At 73.3% G+C, this 21,288-nt stretch carries 21 protein-coding genes; 7 read left to right on the top strand and 14 right to left on the bottom strand.

The window, feature by feature from the left end:
- The first annotated feature begins 3 nt into the window (after positions 1–3).
- Together BMX74_RS29830 and BMX74_RS29825 are read left to right on the top strand one after the other, a co-directional pair.
- A complete protein-coding gene (locus BMX74_RS29830) occupies positions 4–1,149 on the top strand; it encodes a thiolase domain-containing protein (RefSeq protein ID WP_055506726.1) in 1,146 nt (381 codons plus the stop codon).
- Positions 1,149–2,738, top strand: coding sequence for an acyl-CoA synthetase (locus BMX74_RS29825; RefSeq protein ID WP_091104004.1), 1,590 nt, complete (start codon positions 1,149–1,151; stop codon positions 2,736–2,738). Before BMX74_RS29830 ends, BMX74_RS29825 begins: the two co-directional genes overlap by 1 nt.
- Before the next feature lie 71 nt (positions 2,739–2,809).
- On the opposite strand, the gene BMX74_RS29820 is transcribed toward BMX74_RS29825, so the two are convergent.
- Together BMX74_RS29820 and BMX74_RS29815 are read right to left on the bottom strand one after the other, a co-directional pair.
- Positions 2,810–3,445 carry a LysE family translocator gene (locus BMX74_RS29820; RefSeq protein WP_091104002.1) on the bottom strand — a complete coding sequence of 212 codons (636 nt, stop codon included), beginning with the start codon at positions 3,443–3,445 and terminating at the stop codon, positions 2,810–2,812.
- 121 nt (positions 3,446–3,566) lie between these two features.
- Positions 3,567–4,436 (bottom strand): LysR family transcriptional regulator, encoded by an 870-nt coding sequence (locus BMX74_RS29815; RefSeq protein ID WP_091104000.1) that lies wholly within the window; start codon positions 4,434–4,436, stop codon positions 3,567–3,569.
- Between the two features lie 110 nt (positions 4,437–4,546).
- On the opposite strand from BMX74_RS29815, the gene BMX74_RS29810 reads away from it, so the two are divergent.
- Complete coding sequence (locus BMX74_RS29810; protein WP_091103999.1) at positions 4,547–5,074, top strand: cysteine dioxygenase family protein; 528 nt, start codon at positions 4,547–4,549, stop codon at positions 5,072–5,074.
- Positions 5,075–5,093: 19 nt separating this feature from the next.
- Here the strand turns inward: BMX74_RS29810 and BMX74_RS29805 are convergent, their stop codons facing one another.
- The 3 genes from BMX74_RS29805 to BMX74_RS29795 are packed head-to-tail and all read right to left on the bottom strand — an operon-like array spanning position 5,094 to position 8,463.
- A complete protein-coding gene (locus tag BMX74_RS29805; protein ID WP_055506731.1) occupies positions 5,094–5,660 on the bottom strand; it encodes a TetR/AcrR family transcriptional regulator in 567 nt (188 codons plus the stop codon).
- Positions 5,657–7,909, bottom strand: coding sequence for a YhgE/Pip domain-containing protein (locus BMX74_RS29800; RefSeq protein WP_091103997.1), 2,253 nt, complete (start codon positions 7,907–7,909; stop codon positions 5,657–5,659). Before BMX74_RS29800 ends, BMX74_RS29805 begins: the two co-directional genes overlap by 4 nt.
- A complete protein-coding gene (locus BMX74_RS29795; RefSeq protein ID WP_176573505.1) occupies positions 7,906–8,463 on the bottom strand; it encodes an ATP-binding cassette domain-containing protein in 558 nt (185 codons plus the stop codon). The genes BMX74_RS29800 and BMX74_RS29795 overlap by 4 nt, the downstream gene beginning before the upstream one ends.
- Positions 8,464–8,665: 202 nt before the next feature.
- Here BMX74_RS29795 and BMX74_RS29790 point away from each other — a divergent pair, with 202 nt between their 5' ends.
- The gene (locus BMX74_RS29790; RefSeq protein WP_055506734.1) at positions 8,666–9,250 is read left to right on the top strand and encodes a winged helix-turn-helix domain-containing protein; all 585 of its coding nucleotides are present in this window, start codon (positions 8,666–8,668) and stop codon (positions 9,248–9,250) included.
- A 33-nt stretch (positions 9,251–9,283) separates the two neighbouring features.
- Positions 9,284–9,517: a hypothetical protein gene (locus BMX74_RS29785; RefSeq protein ID WP_055506735.1), complete on the top strand. Its 234-nt coding sequence runs from the start codon at positions 9,284–9,286 to the stop codon at positions 9,515–9,517.
- A gap of 252 nt (positions 9,518–9,769) precedes the next feature.
- On the opposite strand, the gene BMX74_RS29780 is transcribed toward BMX74_RS29785, so the two are convergent.
- The 3 genes from BMX74_RS29780 to BMX74_RS29770 form a co-directional block, all read right to left on the bottom strand.
- Positions 9,770–10,738, bottom strand: coding sequence for a CU044_5270 family protein (locus tag BMX74_RS29780; RefSeq protein ID WP_256257353.1), 969 nt, complete (start codon positions 10,736–10,738; stop codon positions 9,770–9,772).
- 5 nt (positions 10,739–10,743) lie between these two features.
- On the bottom strand, positions 10,744–11,367 hold the full coding sequence (locus tag BMX74_RS29775; RefSeq protein WP_055506737.1) for an RNA polymerase sigma factor: 624 nt from the start codon (positions 11,365–11,367) through the stop codon (positions 10,744–10,746).
- Positions 11,368–11,525: 158 nt separating this feature from the next.
- Entirely contained in the window at positions 11,526–12,881 is a 1,356-nt protein-coding gene (locus tag BMX74_RS29770) for a dipeptidase (protein WP_082535417.1), read from the bottom strand.
- Between the two features lie 230 nt (positions 12,882–13,111).
- On the opposite strand from BMX74_RS29770, the gene BMX74_RS29765 reads away from it, so the two are divergent.
- Both BMX74_RS29765 and ald read left to right on the top strand, forming a co-directional pair.
- Positions 13,112–14,494, top strand: a complete 1,383-nt coding sequence (locus tag BMX74_RS29765) for an aspartate aminotransferase family protein (protein WP_055506738.1) — start codon at positions 13,112–13,114, stop codon at positions 14,492–14,494.
- 52 nt (positions 14,495–14,546) lie between these two features.
- Positions 14,547–15,662 carry an alanine dehydrogenase gene (ald, locus tag BMX74_RS29760; RefSeq protein ID WP_055506739.1) on the top strand — a complete coding sequence of 372 codons (1,116 nt, stop codon included), beginning with the start codon at positions 14,547–14,549 and terminating at the stop codon, positions 15,660–15,662.
- A gap of 66 nt (positions 15,663–15,728) precedes the next feature.
- Here ald and BMX74_RS29755 read toward each other — a convergent pair whose 3' ends face one another.
- The 6 genes from BMX74_RS29755 to BMX74_RS29735 form a co-directional block, all read right to left on the bottom strand.
- Positions 15,729–17,087 carry an SEL1-like repeat protein gene (locus BMX74_RS29755; protein ID WP_176573506.1) on the bottom strand — a complete coding sequence of 453 codons (1,359 nt, stop codon included), beginning with the start codon at positions 17,085–17,087 and terminating at the stop codon, positions 15,729–15,731.
- A gap of 74 nt (positions 17,088–17,161) precedes the next feature.
- Positions 17,162–18,103 (bottom strand): urease accessory protein UreH domain-containing protein, encoded by a 942-nt coding sequence (locus BMX74_RS29750; RefSeq protein WP_055506741.1) that lies wholly within the window; start codon positions 18,101–18,103, stop codon positions 17,162–17,164.
- Between the two features lie 92 nt (positions 18,104–18,195).
- Entirely contained in the window at positions 18,196–18,462 is a 267-nt protein-coding gene (locus BMX74_RS44410) for an SHOCT domain-containing protein (RefSeq protein WP_055506742.1), read from the bottom strand.
- A 177-nt stretch (positions 18,463–18,639) separates the two neighbouring features.
- On the bottom strand, positions 18,640–19,395 hold the full coding sequence (locus tag BMX74_RS29745; protein WP_091103990.1) for a class I SAM-dependent methyltransferase: 756 nt from the start codon (positions 19,393–19,395) through the stop codon (positions 18,640–18,642).
- Positions 19,396–19,486: 91 nt separating this feature from the next.
- Positions 19,487–20,134: a response regulator gene (locus tag BMX74_RS29740; protein ID WP_055506744.1), complete on the bottom strand. Its 648-nt coding sequence runs from the start codon at positions 20,132–20,134 to the stop codon at positions 19,487–19,489.
- A complete protein-coding gene (locus BMX74_RS29735; RefSeq protein ID WP_055506745.1) occupies positions 20,131–21,249 on the bottom strand; it encodes a histidine kinase in 1,119 nt (372 codons plus the stop codon). Before BMX74_RS29735 ends, BMX74_RS29740 begins: the two co-directional genes overlap by 4 nt.
- Positions 21,250–21,288: the final 39 nt, after the last annotated feature.

The raw sequence follows: 21,288 nt of genomic DNA, 5'->3' as shown, positions 1-21,288 counted from the left end.
CCCATGAACAGATGCGCCGTCATCGGGGTCGGCCAGACCCGCTACACCACCAAGCGCAGGGACGTGTCGATCGCCGGGCTGGTCCGGGAGGCGGCGTTGCGGGCCCTGGAGGACGCCGGGCTGACGTTCAAGGACATCGACGCGGTCGTCGTCGGCAAGGCGCCCGACCTGTTCGAGGGCGTCATGATGCCGGAGTCGTACCTGGCGGACGCGCTCGGCGCGGCGGGCAAGCCGGTGACGCGGGTCCACACGGCGGGCAGCGTCGGAGGCTCCACGGCGCTGGTCGGGGCGAGCCTCATCCAGGGCGGCGTCCACGACCGGGTGCTCGTCGTCGCCTTCGAGAAGCAGTCGGAGTCGAACGCCACCTGGGCGCTGTCCACGCACCTGCCGTTCAGCGCGTCGCTGGTGGTGGGCGCGGGCGGCTACTTCGCGCCGCACATCAGGGAGTACATGCGCAGGTCGGGCGCGCCCGCCCACATCGGCACGCTGGTCGCCGTCAAGGACCGGCTGAACGCGCTGAAGAACCCGTACGCGCACCTCAGGATCCCCGGCATCGACCAGGCGATGGTGGAGTCCACGCCCATGCTGTGGGAGCCGATCCGCTACCTGGAGACCTGCCCGTCCAGCGACGGCGCGTGCGCCCTGGTGCTGGCCTCGGAGGACAAGGTGACGGGCACGCCCGCCTGGGTCCACGGCGCCGCCATGCGCTCCGAGCCGATCTTCCGCGCCGGCCGCGACACCGTCAGCCCGCAGGCGGGCAAGGACTGCGCCGCCGACGTCTACCGCCAGGCCGGCGTCTGCGACCCGCGCAGGGACATCGACGTGGCCGAGGTGTACGTCCCGTTCTCCTGGTACGAGCCGATGTGGCTGGAGAACTTGGGGTTCGCGGCCGAGGGCGAGGGGTGGAAGCTCACCGAGTCCGGGGCGACCGCGCTCGACGGCGATATCCCGTGGAACGCCTCCGGCGGCGTGCTGTCCAGCAACCCGATCGGCGCGTCCGGCCTGATCAGGTTCGCCGAGGCGGCGCTCCAGGTGCGCGGCATGGCGGGGGAGCACCAGGTGGACGGCGCCCGGCTGGCGCTCGGCCACGCGTACGGCGGGGGAGCCCAGTTCTTCGCGATGTGGATCGTCGGACGGGAGAGGCCCTGATGGAGTTCAACCACGCCGACCTGTTCGAGGGGGTCGCGGACGCGATCGGGGACCGCACCGCCGTGGTCTGCGGCGACGAGCGCCGCAGCTACGCCGAGCTCGACGCCGAGGCGAACCGGCTCGCCCACCACCTGCTGGACGTCGGCGTCCGGCCGGGCCAGCACGTCGGGCTCCAGCTCCACAACGGCGTCGAGCACATCGCCGCCCTGCTCGCCACGCTCAAGATCCGCGCCGTGCCGATCAACGTCAACTACCGGTACGTGGAGTCCGAGCTGCTCTACCTGTACCGCGACTCCGACATCCGGGCGCTCGTCTACGACGTGGCGTTCGACGCCAGGGTGGCCGCCGTGGCCGGGCGGGCGCCGCTGCTGGAGCACCTGGTCGCCGTCGGCGGCGACCCCGGGATCGCGACGGCCGTGCCGTACAGGAAGGCGCTGGAGGGCGGCTCGCCCGCGCGGGGTTTCCCGCCGCGCTCCGGCCAGGACGTCTACATCATCTACACCGGCGGCACGACCGGCATGCCGAAGGGCGCGATGTGGCACGTCGAGGACCTGTTCATGGGGTTCGGCGGCGGCAACCCGTACGGCGAGCCGCGCGCCACGCCGCAGGAGGTGGTCGACGCGGCGGCGAAGGCCGACCCGGTCGTCATGATGGCGGTGCCGCCGCTCATGCACGGCGCCGCCCAGATGGCCACGTTCCTGACCTGGTGGATGGGCGGGACCGTGGTGTACGTGCGCGCGTTCGACCCCGACGCGGTGTGGCGGGCCGTCGAGCGGGAACGCGTGCTCAGCGTCAACATCACCGGTGACGCCATGGCCAGGCCGCTCGCCGAGGCGTTGGAGCGCGGCTCGTACGACGTCTCGTCGCTGCTGGTCGTCAGCTCGACCGGGGCGATACTGAGCGGCGCGGTGCGCGACCGGCTGCAGGAGCTGCTGCCGAACGTCATGATCCTCGACAGCTTCGGCTCGACCGAGTCCGGCTACACCGCGTCGGCGGTGGCGGGCTCGTCGCCGGAGAAGGGGCTGCGCTACCGGCCGAACGCCCCGGTGCGGCTGGCCGTGCTGGACGAGGGGCTGCGCCCCGTCGAGCCGGGCTCCGGCCGCGTCGGCACCCTGGCCAGGGCGGGCCGGGTCGCGTTCGGCTACTACAACGACCCAGTCAAGACCGCGCGGACGTTCGTCGCCGACGCGGACGGCACCCGGTGGCTGCTGACCGGCGACCTGGCCACCGTGGAGTCCGACGGCACCGTGACCGTGCTGGGCCGCGGCTCGCAGTGCGTCAACACCGGCGGGGAGAAGGTGTTCCCCGAGGAGGTCGAGGCGGTGCTCAAGGGGCATCCGGCGGTCTTCGACGCGGTGGTCACCGGGGTGCCCGACGAACGCTGGGGGAGCAGGGTGGCGGCCGTGGTCGAGCCGCGCGCCGGGGCCGAGGTCACGGCCGCCGAGCTGGACGCCCACTGCCGCGGGCTGCTGTCGGGCTACAAGGTGCCGCGTACGTACGCGTTCGTGCGGGAGATGGTCCGCTCCCCGGCGGGCAAGGCGGACTACCGCTGGGCCAGGGAGACGGCCCAGGCGGCGTCGTCAGGCTGAGCGGGTGGGCAAGGGGGCGTCGTGAGGCTTCGGCGTCCGGCCGGGCTTCCGCTCGGCGTCGTCCCAGGCGGTCAGGCCTTCTCGGTGGTGAGCCAGGCGGCGAGGCCGAGGTAGACCAGGCCGCTGCCGACGTCGAGGCGCCGCCGGGCGCGGCCCGAGCGGCGCAGCCGGTCCGCGAGCGCGGCCGAGGCCAGCGCGTACGTGCCGTCCGACGCCATGCCGAGCGCCATCCACAGCAGGCCGAGCACCAGGATCTGCGGGCCGACGGGGCCGCGCGAGGGGTCGGCGAACGGCGGCAGGAACGCCAGGAAGAAGATGGCCGTCTTGGGGTTCAGCACGTTGACCACGAACCCCTCCCAGAACAGCCGCCGCCTCGACTGCACCGGCAGCTCGACGGGGCCCTCCTCGGCGGTGGAGGCGTCGCGGCGCACCAGCTTGCGCAGCCCGAGCCAGAGGAGGTAGGCGACGCCGACGTACTTGACGACGGTGAACGCCGTGGCGGAGGCGGCGAGCAGGGCGCTGATGCCGAGCGTCGCGGCGGCGACGTGCACGACCGAGCCCGCGTGGACGCCGAGCACGGAGACCAGCCCGGCTGAACGGCCCTGCGCGACGCTCCTCGTCACGATGTAGAGCACCGCCGGTCCGGGCACGAGGAGCAGGGCGAGGGTGGCCGTGCAGAACAGCACGAGCGTGGAAAGGTCCGGCATGTCCCCATCGTAGGGACGCCGTCAACGGCTTTCCCGCGCCGCCCCGGCCGCCCCTCCGGCGGCTCCCCGCGCCGCCCCGGCCGACGCCCCCGGCGGCTTTCCCGCTGCGGCCGGGGCGTGGTCAGACGGCGTCCCTGAGGGCGGCGAGCAGCGCCTCGGCCGCCGGGGGATGGGGCGGGTCGCCGTGCAGGGCGGCGTAGACGTGCCTGGTCGAGCCCGGCACCTCGGACGCGCGGACGTCCGGGTGCCGGTGGGCGCGCAGGGCCAGGCCAGGGAGCAGGGTGAGCCCGAGCCCGGCCGCGACGAGCGCCTGCACGGCCACGATGTCGTCGCTGGTGAACGAGATGCGGGGGACGAACCCGGCCTTGGCGCACAGGTCGAGCAGATGGCTGCGGCACCGGTCGCACCCGGCGATCCACGGCGAGTGCGCGTGGGCGGCGAGCTCTCCGGGCTGCGCTTCCGCGGCTGCCGTGACGAGGTAGCTGGGGTCGTCGAGGAGGTGGACCGTCGTGTTGCCGCCGTCGTCGGGGGCGGTGTCGTCGTAGCGGAAGACGACGGCGACGTCGACGCGGCCGGCGCGCAGCAGCCGCAGGGCCTCGGGCGGCTCGGTCTCGGTCAGGTGCAGCCGCAGGCCGGGATGGTCGCGGGCGAGCCGCATGGCGGCACGCGGGACGAACGTGCCGAGCGCCGACGGGAAGGCCGCGAGCCGGACCCGGCCGGAGCGCAGGCCGACGTGCGCGGCCAGTTCCTCCTCGGTGGCGTCGAGGCGGCCGATGATGTCGGCGGCCCGTTCGGCGAGCAGCCGCCCGGTCTCGGTCAGGCGGACGCCCCGGCCGGCCCGCTGGAGCAGCCGGGCGCCCGTCTCGGCCTCCAGCCTGGCGAGGTGGTGGCTGATGGACGGCTGGGAGTAGTGCAGCTCCTTCGCGGCGGCGGTGAGCGAGCCGGTCCTCGCCACGGCGACCAGGACGCGGAGCCGCACCACATCAAGCATTCATCAAGAGTACCTATGGATGAGGCAGATAACTTCTGTTGGACCTATCGATGCTGGCGTAGGACCGTAGGAGGGGAGAGACTATTAGCAGCTTTCCCTAGGGGGACTACATGGAATTGACGACCATGCGACCCGGCCTCGACACGCTGGTCTCCGGAGTCTCCGGCATCGTCGCCCGCCGGCTGACCCCGCGCAAGACCGCCTTCGCCGTCGCCGACCTGCTCCGCGACCGGCTCCCCGGCCCCGACCTGCTCACCCCCGCCGAACGCGAGGGCTCTCCCGACCGCTACACCTCGCGCGTCCTGCACGCCCAGCCCGAGTTCTCCGTCGTGGCCGTGGTGTGGCGGCCCGGTCAGTACACCGCCATCCACGACCACGTCTCCTGGTGCGCCTTCGGCGTGATCAGCGGCGTCGAGGACGAGACGCTCTACCGCGACATGGGCGACCACCTGGTGGAGATCGGCCGCGCCGCCAACCGGCCGGGCGACGTCAGCGGCTTCGCGCCGCCCGGCGACATCCACCTGGTGCGCAACACCAGCGCCGAGGTCGGGATCTCCGTCCACGTGTACGGCGCCGACGTGCGCGCGCTGGGCAGCAGCGTCCGCCGCACGTACGAGCTGCCGGTGCGCGCCACCTGAGGAACCCGGCAGGGCCCCGTCACCGGATGCGGCCGTGCAGCAGGTCCACGAGCGTGCGGTGCGTCACCTCCAGGGGGCGGTCGGGGTAGAGCGCCTTGCGCTCGATCGAGACCGTCAGCACCATGCCGAACACGGCCGTCGCGGCGGTGTCCACGTCCAGGTCGTCCCTGATCTCGCCGTTCGCCACCGCCCTGCGCAGGACGTCCGCGTACACGCCGAGCGCCTGCTCGCGCAGCCGGGCCACCGCCTCCTTCCAGGCGGTGCGCCACATCTCGGCCAGCAGCACCCGCGCGAACGGGCCGTGCTCCTCGAAGAAGACGAGCTGGCCCAGCACCAGGGAGTCGAGCGCCTCCAGCGCCGTCTCCCCGGTGTCGGCCGCCCTGAGCGCGCCGGCCAGCTTGCCGATGGAGTGGTCGAGCAGCGCCCCGAACAGGCCCTCCTTGCTGCGGAAGTTGTAGAAGACGGTGCCCTTGGCCACCCCGGCGCGCTCGGCGATGGCCTCGACGGTCGTGGAGGCGTACCCCTGCTCCGCGATGAGCTCGACGGCCGCGGAGAACACCCTCTGCCGGGTGTCGTTCCTGCTCACAGCGACAGCTCCGGGTGCAGGCGTTTCACGGTCCAGGTACGGCTGCGCTCGACCGCGAGGGTGGTCAGCGCGAGCCCGAGGATGAGGAAGGCGGACAGCACGCCGCAAGCCTGCCACACCACGGTCATGTCGCCGCCGCTGATCAGCCTCCGCAGCGCCGCCACGACCCAGCTCATCGGCAGCCACGGCGAGATCGTCTGGAAGAACCCGGGCGACGTCTCGATCGGGTACGTCCCCGCGGCCGAGGTGAGCTGGAGCATGAGCAGCGCCAGCGCCACCACCCGGCCGGGCGGGCCGAGCAGCGCGTTGACGGCCTGCACCACCGCGAGGAACGCCGCCGCCGCGAGCAGCAGCAGCCCGCAGACGCCCGCCCAGTGGGCGGCCTCCAGGCCGAGCGCGAACCTCAGCACCACGGCCAGCACCCCCACCTGCGCCGCGCCGAGCGCCACCGCGGGCACCCAGCCCGCCAGCGCGATGCGCAGCGCGCCGGTGGTGCCCGCCAGGCGGCGCGGGTTGAGCGGCTTCAGCACCATGTACGCGATCATCGCGCCCACCCACAGCGACAGCGGCAGGAAGAAGGGGGCGAAACCGGTGCCGTAGTTCGGCACCTCGTTGGACACCGCCTTGTCGAGCCGCACCGGGTCGCTCATCACGCCGGCGCGGGCGTCGCGCTGCGCCTTGTCGTAGTCGGGGATCTGGTCGGCGCCGTCGTTCAGGCCGCTGGCGAGGTCCTTGGAGCCCTTGGCCAGCTTGTCCATGCCCTTGTCCACCTGGCCGGCGCCGTCGTGCAGCCGGTCCACGCCGCTGGAGAGCCGGTCCGCGCCGTCGCTCAGCTTGACGATGCCGCCGCCGAGCTGCCCGAGCCCGTTCGTGACCTGCTGGGAGCCGTTGCGCAGCTTGGTCGCGCCGTCGTAGACGCGGTCCACCCCATCGCTCGCCTTGCCCACGCCCGCGTCGACGGCCGCGGCGCCCTTGGCGAGCTTGGCGAGACCCTTGTCGAGGGCGTTGACCTGGTCGCGCACCTGGTCCACCTTGCCGCCGAGCTGCGGGGCGACCGCCGCGATCCTGCGGGCCGAGGCCGCGAGCTCGCGCGCCTTGGCCTTCAGATCGGAGCCGCCCCCCGCCCCCGTGCCGCCCTGCAGGCGCTCCGCCTGGTCGGCGGCCTGGCCCGCCGACTCGGCCGCGCTGCGCAGCAGCGAGCGCACCTCCGGGTCGGCGTCCTCGCCGAGGCGGTCGAGCGCCGCCCGCGCCTGCGACGCCGCCTCGCGGGAGCTGCTCGCCGCCCTCGCCGTGATCCCGCTGTCGGGCGCGCCGGCCACCTGGTCGGCGGCCTCGGCGACGGCGTTCGCCGCGTCGGCCACCTTCGGCCCCCACTCGTCCAGCACCGGCACGTACGTGTCGGCGAGCTGGTTCACCGTGCGGGTCTGGGCGTGCACCTGCTGCGACGCCTGTGTGGCGCCGTCCTTCAGCTGGGACGTGCCGGCGGCGAGCTTGCCCAGCCCGTCGCGCAGCTGCCCGATCGCCTGCTGCGCCTTGGTGATGCCGCCGGTGACCTGGGCGGAGCCCGACTGCAGCCGGCCCACCGCCGACCCCGCCGTGTCCAGCCCCGACGACAGCTGCCTGGCGCCGCTCTCGGCGCTGCCGAGCCCCTTGTCGAGCTGCTCGACGCCGTTGCCCGCCTTCACCGTGCCCTCGTGCAGCTTGCCCGCGCCGTCGGCGGCCTCCACGGTCTTGTCGTGGATGTCGCCGATGGAGACGAAGACCCGGTCGAAGTAGTCGCGGACCGCGGTGCGCTCGGCGGCGGCCCGCACTTCGTTGAACACCGCGTCGGAGATGCTGCCCATGATGTAGCTGCGGCCGGTGTCCACGCGCAGCCCGAGCTGGGCGGGGGTGGGGGTCGTCGCGTCGTTCGAGGGGGAGGCGAGCCTCGCGCTGAAGTCGGCCGGGATCGTGAGCGACAGGTAGTAGCCGCCGTCGGCCACGCCGTCCGCCGCCTCGCGGGCGGTCGCGTCGTGCCAGGCGAACACGTCGCGTTCGCGCAGCTCGGCGGCGAGGTCCTGGCCCGCGCGCAGTGTCTTGCCGTTCACCGTGGCCGGACGGTCCTCCACGACCAGGGCGACCGGCACGCGGTCCAGGTGGCCCTGCGGGTCCCAGAACGACCACAGGTACAGGCCGGCGTACAGCAGCGGCAGCACGACGACGGCCGCGAGCGCCGCCCGCGTCAGCCGCGAGCGCAGCATCCCCCTCATGACAGCTCCAGCAGGTGGTCGTGGCGGGCGGGCGGCTCGACGCAGGTCGCCACCACGGTGCGGCCGAGGTCGCGCAGGGTGTTCCACAGCGCCTGCCGCCTCGGGGCGGGCAGTCCGGCGTCGACGTTGTCGCAGTAGACGACGGCGGGGTCGTCCAGGAGCGCGAGCGCGATGCCGAGGCGTACCTGCTGCTCGCGGTCCAGGTCGCGCACCATCGTGCGTTCGTCCACGCTCAGCCCGGCCTGCTCCAGCGCCTTGGCGTACGGGCGGTGCCTGCGCTCGCGCAGGTGCTCCCTGACCGTCATGGACCTGTCGAGATCGGTGACGCCGTCGACGAGGCCGAGCGCGGCGACCTTGCGGATGGCGCGGGGCCGGCTCTGCCCGGCGACGCTGAGCGTGCCTTCGGTGGGCTTCATCCTGCCGGCCAGCGTGAGCAGCAGGCTGGTCCGTCCGCTGCCGGCCGGACCCGCGATCACCGTGAGCGTCCCCGGCCCGGCCTTGAGTGAGACCTCGGGGAACACCCCCTCGACCGACAACCCCTTGGCCACGATCACCACAGCTCCCTCTCTTTGAACTGACCAGTCAGTACAAAGATAGTACGCCTCCGCCCGTGACGCATGGTGGATCCGTCACTCCCCAGGGCTCGATCCGGGAAGCCGGGACCCCTACCCAGGAAGGCGGAGGGCGTGGCCGAGATTCTGTGGAAAATGGGAAAACTTTATTGCGCAATTTTTCTTTCGCATCTACCGTGGGGTCATGGCGAACAAGGAGCCACGGCGCATCCAGGACCTCGGCACGCTGAAGGCGCTCGGGCACCCCCTGCGCATGCAGCTGTTCCGCGCCCTGCACGTAGCGGGCACGGCCACCGCCTCCCAGCTGGCCGACCAGGTCGGCGAGGCGGTGTCGCTGGTGAGCTACCACCTGCGCAGGCTCGCCGCCCACGGCCTCATCGAGGAGGCCGAGGGCGGCGGCGACGCGCGCGAGCGCTGGTGGCGCATGGCGGTCGAGGGCGTGAGCGTCAAGGACAGGGACTTCCGCGACGCCCCGGAGGGCGTCGTCGCCCACTCCGTCGTGTCACGGCTGCAGGTGCGCCAGCAGAGCGAGATGTACGAGGGCTACCTCGACAGCCGGTCCGCCTGGGAGCCCGCCTGGCGCGACGCCGCCTTCAGCTCCGAGCACCTGCTGTCGCTCACGCCCGAGGAACTGCGGCTGCTGGGCCAGGAGCTCGACGCGCTCGCCGCCCGATGGAGCGCCCTCGCCAGGGCCGCCGAGGAGGCGGGCCGCACCGAGGGCCGTGAGAACGTCGCCGTCCACCTGTACGGCTTCCCGTTCCGCACCTGAGACCCCCCGACGACGCTGAGGAGGCGGCCGGCGATGGACCCCGACCTGTACCTGTACGTCACCCGCGTGAACGCGGGCGAGCTGCGCGCCGAGGCCGCGCGCCGCGCGCCCGGCGGACCGCCCCCGGACCCCGCCCGCGCGCTCGGGGCGCGACGCACGCTTTCTGTGAGAACGCCGGTGAGAACGCTGGTGACGGCCCTGGAGCGGCGGCTCGGGTGGGCGATGGTGGAAGCGGGCCTCCGCCTCATCCAACGCCACGCCGCCTGAACCACCCCGCCTGAACCACCCGGCCTGAACCAGCCGCCTGAACCAGCCGCCTGAAACACGCCGCCTGAACCGCCGTGCCCAAAGGCCCGGTCTGAACCGCCAGGCTTGATCTACCTCGCCTGAACCGCCGCACCCCGGTCACCCAGCCCCGCGAGCCCTGTCGTCGCCACCCCGCCCAACAGCCCCGGCGCTGATCGCCGGGGCCTTGCGCAGGGGGCCGTCCCCGTGGGGCCCCTGGCGGGGGTGGTGGCGTCAGGGGAGGCGGCCGGGCTCGTCGACGATGCCGGAGGCGAGCACGGACATCCCGACCGTCCTGTCGGAGTCCACGATCTTGACGCCCATGTAGTGGTAGTCGCCCTTGTCGAGGATGTAGTACGCCTTGCCCGCCGCCCCCGCGTCGAAGACGATCCCGATGCCCGGCCGCCCGTCGCTGTCCGTGGCGTCCTCCTCGACCGTCACGTTGGGCAGCTTGGCCAGCGCCCGGTACATGGCCGCCGTCGTGGCCGGCGGGATCATGGGGCCGAACTTCATGTACCAGCCGATCGCGCCCCACACCTTGACGTCGCCGGCGATCTCCGGCGGGCAGTTGGGCTCGCACAGCGACAGCGGCGTCAGCTCCCTGCCGAGGCCGCGGAAGTGGCGGATCAGCGCGTCGGGGTCGGCGGGCAGGGCCTCCACCTCGGCCTGGGTGCGGCCGGGGTGCGTCGGCCCCTTCTCGGCGTCGCCGATCTTCAGCTCGCCGCCGTCCTCTCGCAGCGCCATCCTGGTGCCGTCCAGGCGGGACCACGTCTCGAAGGCCGGCAGGTCACCGCCGAGGTGCTGCGACTCCTTGACGTAGACCCACTGATCGGGGCGGAGGGTGACGGCCTTGGAGCGGTGGGCGACGAGCGCCGCGTTCTCCAGCACCAGCCTCGCCGACGACGTGCGCGGCTGCGCCGACGACGTGCGCGGCTGCGCCTGCGCCGGCTCCCTGGTGGCGTCCGGGAGCCGCACGGCCGTCACGGTCGCGGCGGCGAGCACCGCCGCCCCCGCCAGAGCCAGCCCCCACCGCAGCCGCGCCGGCGCCCGGCGTGGCCCCCGTCCGAGCCCCCGCCCGAGTCCCCTTCCGAGTCCGCGCCCGCCGGTCCAGCCGGTGGCGCGCAGCTCGGCGAGCCGCCGCTCCACGCCGCTCAGATCGTCCTGGGCGGGCACGTCGTCCCGCAGGCTCCGCAGCAGTTCCATCTCGTTCACCTCTGAACTCCCTCCTCCGCCGCCGTGGGGTCGATGCCGCCGAGCGCGCGGCGCACCCTGCCTCTGGCCCTGTTGACGCGGGAACGCACGGTTCCCACCGGGACGCCGAGCGCCAGCGCGGCCTCCTCGTACGTCAGCTCCGCCCACGTCACGAGCAGCAGCGTGTCGCGGTGCGCGCGGGACAGGCCCGCCAGCGCGCCCGCCAGCCGCCGCCGCGCGCCGTCGGCGGTCACGCGCCGGTCCACCTCGTCCGTGAACGGCTCCGTCACCGCGTCGGTCCCCGTGCGGCTCAGTGCCCGGTACAGGGCGATCTCGCGGCGGCGGTGCCGCCCGATGAGGTTGGTGGCGATGCCGTACAGCCAGGCCCGCTCGTCGCCGCGGCCCGTGTCGTACGACTCCAGGTGCTGCAGCGCCACCGCGAACGTCTCGGCCACGATGTCGTCGGCCGGTTCCAGCCCGAGCCGCCTGACGGCGTACCGCTTGAGTTCGGGGGCGTGCCGGGTGAACAGCGTCGTGAAGCGATCGGGCTCGACAGGGCCGTGCTGGTCGTCGCGGGGGTGTTCCGCCGTGCAGGCCGCGGCGGCCCGGCCGGGCGGGCCCGTCCGGCTCTCGTGTCGCATCTGTTGCCTCTCGCGTCTCTCCGATGGGACGCAGGTAATTGCCACGAGAGGGGCCGGCGGTTCCATGAATCTTCCAGGCGTCCGTACTCGTCCCGGACAGCGGACGAGCCGCGCGGCGGGTCGCCGCGCGGCTCGTACGGGAGGAGGGAAGGGGTGAGCTAGACGCCCAGGGCCGAGGGGAGGCTCAGCTCGTGCAGGAACAGCGCCTCGGTCGTGGCGGCCCTGCGCAGCTCCTCCAGGTCCACGCGCTCGTTCGGGGCGTGGATGGCGGCCTCCTCGTCCTCGGCGCCGAACAGCAGGATCTCCGCCGCGGGGAACTGCCGCAGCAGCGTGTTCACCAGCGGGATCGAGCCGCCCGCGCCGACGTCGCGCGGCGGGCGGCCGAACGCGCGCTCCATCGCCCGGTTCAGCGCGGCGCGCGCCTTGCCGCCGGAGTCGGCCTGGAAGCCGGAGCCCACGGTGAAGTCGCCGAACGTCACCTGCACGCCCCACGGCGCGACCTGGCGCAGGAAGTCGACGACGGCGTTGACCGTGGTCTTCGGGTCGCCGGCCGGGGGCACGCGGACGGTCACCCTGGCCCGCGCGAGCGGCTGCACGGCGTTGATGGCGTGGGAGACGGACGGCACGTCCAGGCCGGTGACGGTGATCGCGTACGACGACCACAGGCGGTCGGCGAGGCTGCCGGAGCCCACCAGCGACACGCCGTCGACCACCCCGGCGGTCCTGCGGAACTCGTCCTCCGTCGGCCCCTGGCCGAGGAACGTCCCGCGGGGCAGGCCGGGCACGCGCACGTCGCCGTTGTCGTCGTGCAGCGCGGTCAGCATGCGCATCAGGGCGGCGAGGGCGTCGGGGGCCGCGCCGCCGAACGAGCCGCTGTGGACGGACTCGCGCAGCGTGCGCACCTCGACGGTGAACGCCGCCATGCCGCGCAGCGACGTGGTGACGGCCGGGTCGCCCACGCGCGGGTTGCCGGTGTCGGCGACGACGATGGCGTCGGCCCGCAGCAGCTCGGGGTTGCGCTCGACGAACGCCTCCAGGCGCTCGCCCGCGTACTCCTCCTGACCCTCGATGATGACCTTGATGCCCACGGGGAACTGGCCGCGGAACGCGCGCAGGGCGGTGACGTGCGAGATCACGCCGGACTTGTCGTCGGCGACGCCGCGGCCGTACAGGCGGCCGTCGATGAGGGTGGGTTCGAACGGCGGGGTGCGCCAGGAGGCGGGGTCGCCGGCGGGCTGCACGTCGTAGTGCGCGTACAGCAGGACGGTCGGCATGCCGGGAGGCGCGGGGGCCTCGCCGTAGACGGCGGGGAAGCTGCCTTCGACGGGGACCTGCTGGACGTGGGGCAGCCCGGTGGAACGCAGCAGCTCCTCCGTCAGGGCGGCGGCGGCGAACACCGCCTCTTCCGGGTGCCCGGGGAAGGCCACGGAGGGGATGGAGGCGAGCCTCTTGAGCTCCTCGATGGCCTGCGGCATCGAGGCGGCGACGGCGCTCTCGATCTGGTCAGGAGTCACGGGATGTCCCCCGGGGGTCGTTCTGGACAGGTGTTCTCATTGGATCACAAGCGGCCCGGAGGTACGGGAACGCGTATGTACCGGGCGCCAATCTACATGCGGATTTCGTTGTTGTTACAGACCGCTTCTACGGATCTCGATTTTCTTGCATAGTGCTACGACGCATTCACTTGGCAAACAGCAGGTGAGCGTGCACACTGTGGGGAGTTCAGACACGAGGGAAGATAACCATGACGCAGCCGGAAAACGACGTCCTCAAGGCCGCGCAGGACAACCTGTGGTTGCACTTCACCAGGCACAGCTCCTACCAGCAGACCGAGATCCCCACCATCGTCCGGGGTGAGGGCTCCTACATCTACGACATTCACGGCAAGCGCTACCTCGACGGTCTGGCGGGGCTCTTCGTCGTCCAGGTCGGCCACGGACGCAGCGAGCTGGCGGAGGCCGCCGCCAAGCAGGCGCAGGAGCTCGCCTTCTTCCCGCTGTGGTCCTACGCCCACCCCAAGGCGGCCGAGCTGGCCCAGCGCCTCGCCGAGAAGGCGCCGGGCGAGCTGAACCGCGTCTTCTTCACCACCGGCGGCGGTGAGGCGGTCGAGACCGCGTGGAAGCTGGCCAAGCAGTACTACAAGCTGATCGGCAAGCCGCTCAAGCACAAGGTCATCAGCCGCCAGATCGCCTACCACGGCACCCCGCAGGGCGCCCTGTCGATCACCGGCATCCCCGCCTTCAAGCAGATGTTCGAGCCGCTCGTCCCCGGCTCCGTCCGCGTCCCGAACACCAACTACTACCGCGCCGACGAGATCACCGGCGTCAAGGGCATGACCCCGGAGGAGTACGGCATCTGGGCCGCCGACCGGGTCGCCCGCGCCATCGAGATGGAGGGCCCCGACACGGTGGCCGCCGTCTTCGCCGAGCCCGTGCAGAACGCAGGCGGCTGCTTCCCGCCGCCCCCCGGCTACTTCCAGCGGCTGCGCGAGATCTGCGACGAGTACGACGTGCTGCTCGTCTCCGACGAGGTCATCTGCGCCTTCGGCCGCCTCGGCACCATGTTCGGCGGCGAGAAGTTCGACTACGTGCCCGACATCATCACCTGCGCCAAGGGCCTGACCAGCGGCTACTCGCCCATCGGCGCCATGATCGCCCACGAGCGGCTGTTCGAGCCGTTCAAGGGCGGCGACAACATGTTCGCCCACGGCTACACGTTCGGCGGCCACCCCGTCTCCGCCGCCGTGGCGCTGGCCAACCTCGACATCTTCGAGCGCGAGGACCTCCTCGGGCACGTCACCAGGAACGAGCCGCTGTTCCAGGCCGCGCTCGACGGCCTGCGCGACCTGCCCATCGTCGGAGACGTGCGCGGCTCCGGCTACTTCTGGGGCATCGAGCTGGTCAAGGACAAGACCACGAAGGAGACGTTCTCGGCCGACGAGTCCGAGCGGCTGCTGCGCGGCTTCCTGTCCAAGGCGCTGTTCGACGCGGGCCTGTACTGCCGCGCCGACGACCGGGGCGACCCGGTCATCCAGCTCGCGCCGCCGCTGATCGCGGGGGAGAAGGAGTTCGACGAGATCTCCTCCATCCTCCGCAACGTGCTCACCGAAGCGTGGGCCCGCCTGTAACACCCCCTCACCCGGTACGACGGAGTGCCGGTTCCAGAAAGGATCTGGGAGCATGAAGATCGGCGTGCCTGCCGAGGTCAAGAACCACGAGTACCGTGTCGCCGCCACGCCGGCCGGCGTGCACGAACTGGTCCGCAACGGCCACGACGTCATCGTCCAGCGGGGCGCCGGCCTCGGCTCGCACATCCCGGACGAGGAGTACCTCGCGGCGGGCGCGAAGATCCTCGACAGCGCCGACGCCGTCTGGGGCGAGGCGGACATGGTGCTGAAGGTGAAGGAGCCGATCGCGGAGGAGTACCACCGCCTGCGCGAGGGCCTCGTCCTGTTCACCTACCTGCACCTGGCCGCCTCCCGGCCCTGCACCGACGCGCTGCTCTCCGCCAGGACCACCGGCATCGCGTACGAGACCGTCCAGGTGGGCAACGCGCTGCCGCTGCTCGCCCCGATGTCGGAGGTCGCCGGCCGGCTCGCGCCGCAGGTGGGCGCGTACAACCTGATGCGCTTCAACGGCGGCAGGGGCGTGCTGCCCGGCGGCGTGCCCGGCGTGTCCCCGGCCAAGGTCGTCGTCATCGGCGGCGGCGTGTCCGGTCTCAACGCCGCCCAGATCGCCGTCGGCATGGGCGCCGACGTCACCGTGCTCGACACGAACATCGACCGCCTGCGTTACATCGACGCCATCTACCAGGGCCGCCTGAAGACCCTGGTCTCCACCCGATACGCGATCGAGCAGGAGGTGCTGCAGGCCGACCTGGTGATCGGCGCGGTGCTGATCCCCGGCGCCAAGGCCCCGACGCTGGTCTCCAACGACCTGGTCTCCCGCATGAAGCCCGGCTCCGTGCTCGTCGACATCGCCATCGACCAGGGCGGCTGCTTCGAGGACTCCCGTCCGACGACGCACGCCGACCCGACGTACACGGTGCACGGCTCGGTGTTCTACTGCGTCGCCAACATGCCGGGATCGGTCGCCAACACCTCCACGTACGCCCTGACCAACGCCACCCTGCCGTACGCGGTGAAGCTGGCGAACCTGGGCTGGCGCGAGGCGCTGAAGACCGACGCCGGGCTGGCCGGCGGCCTCAACACCCACGACGGCCTGCTCACCAACGCGCCTGTCGCCGAGGCGCTGGAGCTGCCGTACACGCCGGTCGCGGACGTCCTCGCGAGCTGACCGGCCGGACGGGAGGGGTGCGGCTCCTGCCGCCGCGCCCCTCCCGCCCTGTTCTCGCCGCCGGGCTCAGCGCAGGCCGAGCCGCCTGCGCAGGTCGCGGGCGGTCGCGAGGACGTGCTGCAGCTCGCCCCTGCTCGGCCACGGCCCGGTGCCGGGCCGCAGCAGCGCCCCCTGCACCGACACGAGATGCTCGATCGCGCTGGCGTGGATGCCGCTGCGGCGCACCAGCCAGCCGACCACGTCGGCGGGGTCGTGCAGCGGCCTGGTGACGAGGTCCCAGGTGCCGAGCACCTCGGTGAGCTCCGCCACCGGCAGCGGCATGCCGCCCCTGCGCCCGGTCGCGGCGGAGGCCAGCTCGGCCCGCGCGCTCAGCTCGGGCTCCGCCGGACGGTCCCACGCGGGAGGCGGAGGGTCGGCCAGCCACTCCTGCGCCTCGGCCGCCCGGCCGGACGCCTTCAGCAGCCCGGCCAGCTCCACCGCCGCCGTACGGTGCCCGGCGCGAGCCGCGTGGCGGAACCAGTGCTGGCCGCCCGCCAGGTCGTCGAACTCGGCGATCAGCAGCAGCCCCAGGTTGAAGGCCGCCTCGGGGTCCCCGCCCGCCGCCGCCCTGCCGAACCAGTGGCCCGCGGCGGCGCAGTCGCCCAGCTCCACGCAGACGAACCCGGCCATCCGCTGGTCCTCCAGCCGCCCCGTGGCGGCGGCCCGCTCGAACCAGGCGCGCGCCTCGCGCAGGTCGCCCCGGGTCAGCGCCACCCCGCCCAGCCGCGACGCCGCCCCGGGGTGCTCGCTGCGCACCGCCAGCCGGTAGTAGATCTCCGCGCCCTCAGGGTCGCGGGTGGCGTGCAGGTACAGGCCCAGGCAGTACGCCGACTCGGCGTGGCCGCCCCGCGTCGCGCACTCCCACCAGCGGACCGTCTCGGCGTCCTCGCCCGCCGCGTACGCGAGGAAGCCGAGGTCGTGCGCCGACAGCACGTCACCCTCGGCGGCGGCGCGGCGGTGCCACTCGCACGCCTGCGCGATCTCGCCGGAGTCCTCGCAGATCAGCGCCAGCCGGCGGGCCGCGCTCCTGGAGCCCGCCCTGGCCGCGCTCTCGAACCAGCTCCTCGCCGTCTGCACGTCGCCGCGCTGCTCCAGCAGGAGCGTGGCGAGGTTGACCGCGGCCTCGGCGTCGCCGGTGCCCGCCGCCATCTCGTACCAGGACACGGCCTCCTCCAGGCTTCCGTGCTGCTCGTGCCAGATGCCCAGGTTGTAGGCGCTGTCGACGTTCCCTCCCGCCGCGGCGCGCTCCCACCACCGGCGGGCGGACGCGCGGTCGCCCCGCTGGGCGTAGAGCTTTCCGAGCCGGTGCGCGGCGTGCGGGTCGCCTGCCCGAGCGGAGGCCAGCAACTCGGCCTCGTCCCCTACCCGTGGCGCCGGAACGGCCACTTCTCCTTGCCACCAGGACATGGCGACAGCGTGGCATGTGATCGCGCGATTGCGAACAGTAATCGCCGACAACTCTACGAGAAGTTGATGAACCCGGTATACATCCCCATCCCGCAGACGTAGCGCAGGGAGCCCGGGGGTTGGGGCGGCAGGCGCACGACGGCGGGCAGCGCGACGTCGCGGCCGTCGATGGTGACGGTGCCCGTGCAGCCGGGCTCGGCCACCCGGAAGTCGACGGCGACGGGGACGCCCGCCCGCGCCTCGACCATGAACGGCCGGTACCCGGTGCGGGTGGCCCACACCACGACGGTCTGCCCACCGTCGGCCGGTGGGGAGGCGTGCGCCCCTCCCGCCGATGCCGGTCCCGACGCCGGGGGCGGCGCGGCGACGGCGGAGGCGGGGGGTGGGGCGGACAGCCAGCCGCCCAGGTTGATCCCGGTGCCCACCGTCCACACGCCGGCCGCGATGCCGGCCGCCGCGGCCACCCTGGCCAGCCTGCCGCGCGACATCCGCCGCAGCAGGTAGCCGAGCAGCGCGAACGCCGGGGAGCTGCCGAGCACGAACCCCGCCATCACCGCGGCCCCGGCGACCGCCGACCCGCTGGACACCGCGATCATCTCCATGCCGAGCGTGACGCCGCACGGCACGAGGACGGTCGCCGCGCCGAGCAGCGGCGCCCGGAGCGGCGACCTCGCCCCCGCGGCCGGTGCGCAGGCCACCTGCCCGCGCCGCAGCAGCCTCACCGCGAACCCGGCGACCGTGGTGCCGGCCGCCACCAGCAGCAGCGCCCGCAGCCAGGGCGGCGGGCTCACGGCCGCGCCGAGCAGCCCGAGCAGCGCCCCGGCCGCCGTGTACGACGCCAGGCGCCCGGCGAGGAACCACGCGACCGGCGCGGCGTCGCGCCCCTGCCGTCCGAGCAGCCCGACGAGCAGCCCGCCCTGGGCGGCCGCGCAGGAGGCGGTGCCCGCCACCAGCCCCGCGGCCAGGCCGCCGGCGAGCAGACTGAGGGCCTGCATGCGAGTCCCCGTTCTCTCCAGGAGGTCCTGCCGGGAACGTAACGCCGCATGCCGAATGCGGCCAGTGACAGTTGTCGCACTATAGGTGACGTTTATCCGGTGGCGCCCCGGAGCACTGACATCTTCTCGAAGTACTCGTCGTCGCCCATCTCGCCCCTGGCGTACCGCTCGGCGAGGATCTGCTCGGCCGAGGCCGTGGGGCTCGCCGGGGGCGTCGCCGCCGAGGCGCGCGGCCTCCACCTGCCGGTGCGCCGCGCCCAGAGGGCGACGCCGACGACGGCGACCCAGAACAGCCCCCACAGCAGCGGGACGACGGGCCCCATGCCCCATCCGGCGTGCGTGAACGTGTGGTGCATCATGTCTCCTCCTCTGACGCTGCCTCCAGCGTGCCCGGGGGCGGCCGTGCCCGGCATCGGACCGTGGGCTGGAGCGCGCGTCAGCCCAGGGGAGTGCTCGCCGCCCTCCCGGCGTACGACCTGGGCGGTACACAGCCGGGGCGCGACAGCACGGCGGAGGCGGGGCGGAGGCGGGGCCGGTCAGGTCGCGGGCTTCTTCGCCTCGATGAGGAACCTGCTGGAGTGGGCCGTGAACGGGCCCTCGTCGCGGATGCGGTCGTGCAGCTCGCGCAGCCGCCCCCGGTAGCGCGCCGCGGAGAAGCCAGGGACGATCCAGATCACCTTGCGCAGGAAGTACACGACGGCGCCGACGTCGCGGAACTCCATGCGCAGCCGCTCGGTACGCAGGTCCACGACCTCCAGCCCGGCCGCCGTCGCCGCCTCCGCCGCGGCCACGGGGTCGCGCGCCGAGCCGTCGAGCGGCCCGAGGAAGAACTCCGCCAGCTCGAACACGCTGCGCGGCCCCACCTGCTGCGAGAAGTACGTGCCGCCCGGCGCCAGCACGCGGGCGATCTCGTCCCACCACGTCTCGACCGGGTGACGGCTGACCACCAGGTCGAACACGCCGTCGAGGAACGGCAGCCGCGGGCCGTCGTCGTCGGCCACGACGGCGGCGCCGCGCGGGCGCAGCCGGGAGGCGGCCAGCGCCAGGTTCGGCGGCCACGCCTCGGTGGCGACGGTGACGGGCGGCAGGACGGGCACGGCGGCCAGGATCTCGCCGCCGCCGGTCTGGACGTCGAGCGCGGCCCGCGCCCCTGCCATGCGCCCGCCGAGCAGGCGGGAGTAGCCCCACGACGGCCGCTCCTCGGTGGCCCGCCCGTCGAGCCAGGAGAAGTCCCATCCCTCGACGGAGGCGGCCTCGGCCTCGCCGACCAGTTCCTCGAACGTGCGCTCCATTCCCCGAGCCTGCCAGCACCGGCGGGGCCGTTCAACCGCTTTGCCGCGGCGCGGCGCGGGCGTCGGGGACGGCAGGGGACGTCAGGGGACGTCAGAGCCAGCCGGGCTTGACCAGACCCGACTCGTACGCGATGACGACGAGCTGGGCGCGGTCGCGGGCGTGGAGCTTCATCATGGTCCGGCTGACGTGGGTCTTGGCCGTGGCGGGCGACATGAAGAGCTTGGCGGCGATCTCGTCGTTGGTCATGCCGGTGCCGACGAGCGCGAGCACCTCCCGCTCGCGCTCGGTGAGCTGGTCGAGCTCGGACGTGGCCAGGGGCTCCTTGGCGCGGGAGGCGTACTCGGCGATGAGGCGGCGGGTGACGCTGGGCGACAGCAGCGCCTCGCCGGCGGCCACCACGCGCACGGCCTGGATCAGTTCGGCGGGCTCGGTGTCCTTGACGAGGAAGCCGCTCGCGCCGCCGCGCAGCGCCTCGAAGACGTACTCGTCCAGCTCGAACGTGGTGAGGATGATCACGCGGGGGCCGGCGGGCATCTGGCGGGTGGCGGTCAGGCCGTCGGTGCCCGGCATGCGGATGTCCATGAGCACCACGTCGGGCTGGTGCTCGCGGGCCAGCCGGACGGCCGCGGCCCCGTCGGACGCCTCGGCGACGACGGTCATGTCGGGCTGGGCGTCGAGCAGCGCCCTGAACCCGGCCCTGACCAGCGCCTGGTCGTCGGCCAGCAGAACGTTGATCATGCACTCTCCTCGGGTAGGGGCAGCCTGGCCTCCACCTGGAAGCCGGTGCCCGAGGGGCCGGCGACGAGCGTGCCGCCGAGGGCGGAGGCGCGTTCGCGCATGCCGGGGATGCCGTTGCCGCTGCCGTCCTCGGACAGCGCGCCCGGCGTGGCCGAGCCGGTGTCGGTGACCCGTACGACGAGCTCGCCGTGGCCGTACTCGAGCCGGACGGTCACCTGGGCGCCCGGCGCGTGCCTGGTGACGTTGGTGAGCGACTCCTGCACGATGCGGTACGCGGCCCGCTCGACCTGGGGCGGCAGCGGCCGGGAGCCGACGCGTTTCAGCGTGACCGGCAGCCCGGAGCGCCCGACGAGGTCGTCGAGCCGGTCGAGCCCTGCGGTGGGGGTGCGGGGCGCGCCGTCGCGCAGCACGTTCAGCACGGAGCGCATCTCGCCCAGCACCTCCTTGGAGGCCGTCTTGATCGTGGCGAGGGCGGTGCGGGCCTGCTCGGGATGGTCGTCGATGAGGTGGAGCGCGGTGCTGGCCTGGACGTGGATCAGCGAGATGTTGTGCGCGAGCACGTCGTGCAGCTCCTGGGCCATGGTGAGCCGTTCCTCGCTGGCCTGGCGCCTGGTCTCCTCCTCGGCGGCCCGCTGCTGCTGCGCGCGGCGCTCGCGGACGATCCTGACCAGCTCGGCCAGCACCATGAAGAGCATGATGAACGCGGTGATCGCCATGTCGTGGAAGAGCCCGAGCCCTTCGTGCCGCATGGAGCCGAAGTGGCCGTAGGCGATCAGGACGGCGAGCGTGACGCCCGCCATGATCCAGGCGGCGAGCCTGTGGCGTTCCAGGACGAGCGTGAACAGGACGACGACCGGCGCCATGTAGACGGGCCCGAGCGGGTAGTCGAGCCAGGTGTAGACGTAGGTGGACAGCAGGGCGACGGCGGCCGCCGGGATGGGGAACCTGCGCCTGACCGTGATCATCACGGGGCCGACCAGCAGCAGCGCGTACGCGAGCGCGTCGAGCGGGCGCCTGAACTCCCGCTGGCCCCAGGCCGCGCCCTGCGAGGTCACCACCTGGGCGACGGCGACGATGAGGCCGAAGTAGGGGTCGAAGCCGGACGTCCTGCGCACGCCCCAACGCTAGGGCAAGGCTCTGACCAGCGCATCACC

It is taken from the genome of Nonomuraea pusilla, assembly GCF_900109355.1.
In the GTDB taxonomy this organism is placed as follows: Bacteria; Actinomycetota; Actinomycetes; order Streptosporangiales; family Streptosporangiaceae; genus Nonomuraea; species Nonomuraea pusilla.
This window is presented reverse-complemented; position numbering and strand designations above follow the sequence as displayed.

What these genes read in the sequence shown, in the direction of transcription:
- BMX74_RS29780 (WP_256257353.1), bottom strand. Translation starts at nt 10,738, where the DNA reads ATGGAACTGCTGCGGAGCCTGCGGGACGACGTGCCCGCCCAGGACGAT.
- BMX74_RS29750 (WP_055506741.1), bottom strand. Translation starts at nt 18,103, where the DNA reads ATGCAGGCCCTCAGTCTGCTCGCCGGCGGCCTGGCCGCGGGGCTGGTG.
- BMX74_RS29785 (WP_055506735.1), top strand. Translation starts at nt 9,284, where the DNA reads ATGGACCCCGACCTGTACCTGTACGTCACCCGCGTGAACGCGGGCGAG.
- BMX74_RS29815 (WP_091104000.1), bottom strand. Translation starts at nt 4,436, where the DNA reads ATGCTTGATGTGGTGCGGCTCCGCGTCCTGGTCGCCGTGGCGAGGACC.
- BMX74_RS29800 (WP_091103997.1), bottom strand. Translation starts at nt 7,909, where the DNA reads ATGAGGGGGATGCTGCGCTCGCGGCTGACGCGGGCGGCGCTCGCGGCC.
- BMX74_RS29745 (WP_091103990.1), bottom strand. Translation starts at nt 19,395, where the DNA reads ATGGAGCGCACGTTCGAGGAACTGGTCGGCGAGGCCGAGGCCGCCTCC.
- ald (WP_055506739.1), top strand. Translation starts at nt 14,547, where the DNA reads ATGAAGATCGGCGTGCCTGCCGAGGTCAAGAACCACGAGTACCGTGTC.
- BMX74_RS44410 (WP_055506742.1), bottom strand. Translation starts at nt 18,462, where the DNA reads ATGATGCACCACACGTTCACGCACGCCGGATGGGGCATGGGGCCCGTC.
- BMX74_RS29775 (WP_055506737.1), bottom strand. Translation starts at nt 11,367, where the DNA reads ATGCGACACGAGAGCCGGACGGGCCCGCCCGGCCGGGCCGCCGCGGCC.
- BMX74_RS29765 (WP_055506738.1), top strand. Translation starts at nt 13,112, where the DNA reads ATGACGCAGCCGGAAAACGACGTCCTCAAGGCCGCGCAGGACAACCTG.
- BMX74_RS29825 (WP_091104004.1), top strand. Translation starts at nt 1,149, where the DNA reads ATGGAGTTCAACCACGCCGACCTGTTCGAGGGGGTCGCGGACGCGATC.
- BMX74_RS29740 (WP_055506744.1), bottom strand. Translation starts at nt 20,134, where the DNA reads ATGATCAACGTTCTGCTGGCCGACGACCAGGCGCTGGTCAGGGCCGGG.
- BMX74_RS29790 (WP_055506734.1), top strand. Translation starts at nt 8,666, where the DNA reads ATGGCGAACAAGGAGCCACGGCGCATCCAGGACCTCGGCACGCTGAAG.
- BMX74_RS29830 (WP_055506726.1), top strand. Translation starts at nt 4, where the DNA reads ATGAACAGATGCGCCGTCATCGGGGTCGGCCAGACCCGCTACACCACC.
- BMX74_RS29820 (WP_091104002.1), bottom strand. Translation starts at nt 3,445, where the DNA reads ATGCCGGACCTTTCCACGCTCGTGCTGTTCTGCACGGCCACCCTCGCC.
- BMX74_RS29810 (WP_091103999.1), top strand. Translation starts at nt 4,547, where the DNA reads ATGGAATTGACGACCATGCGACCCGGCCTCGACACGCTGGTCTCCGGA.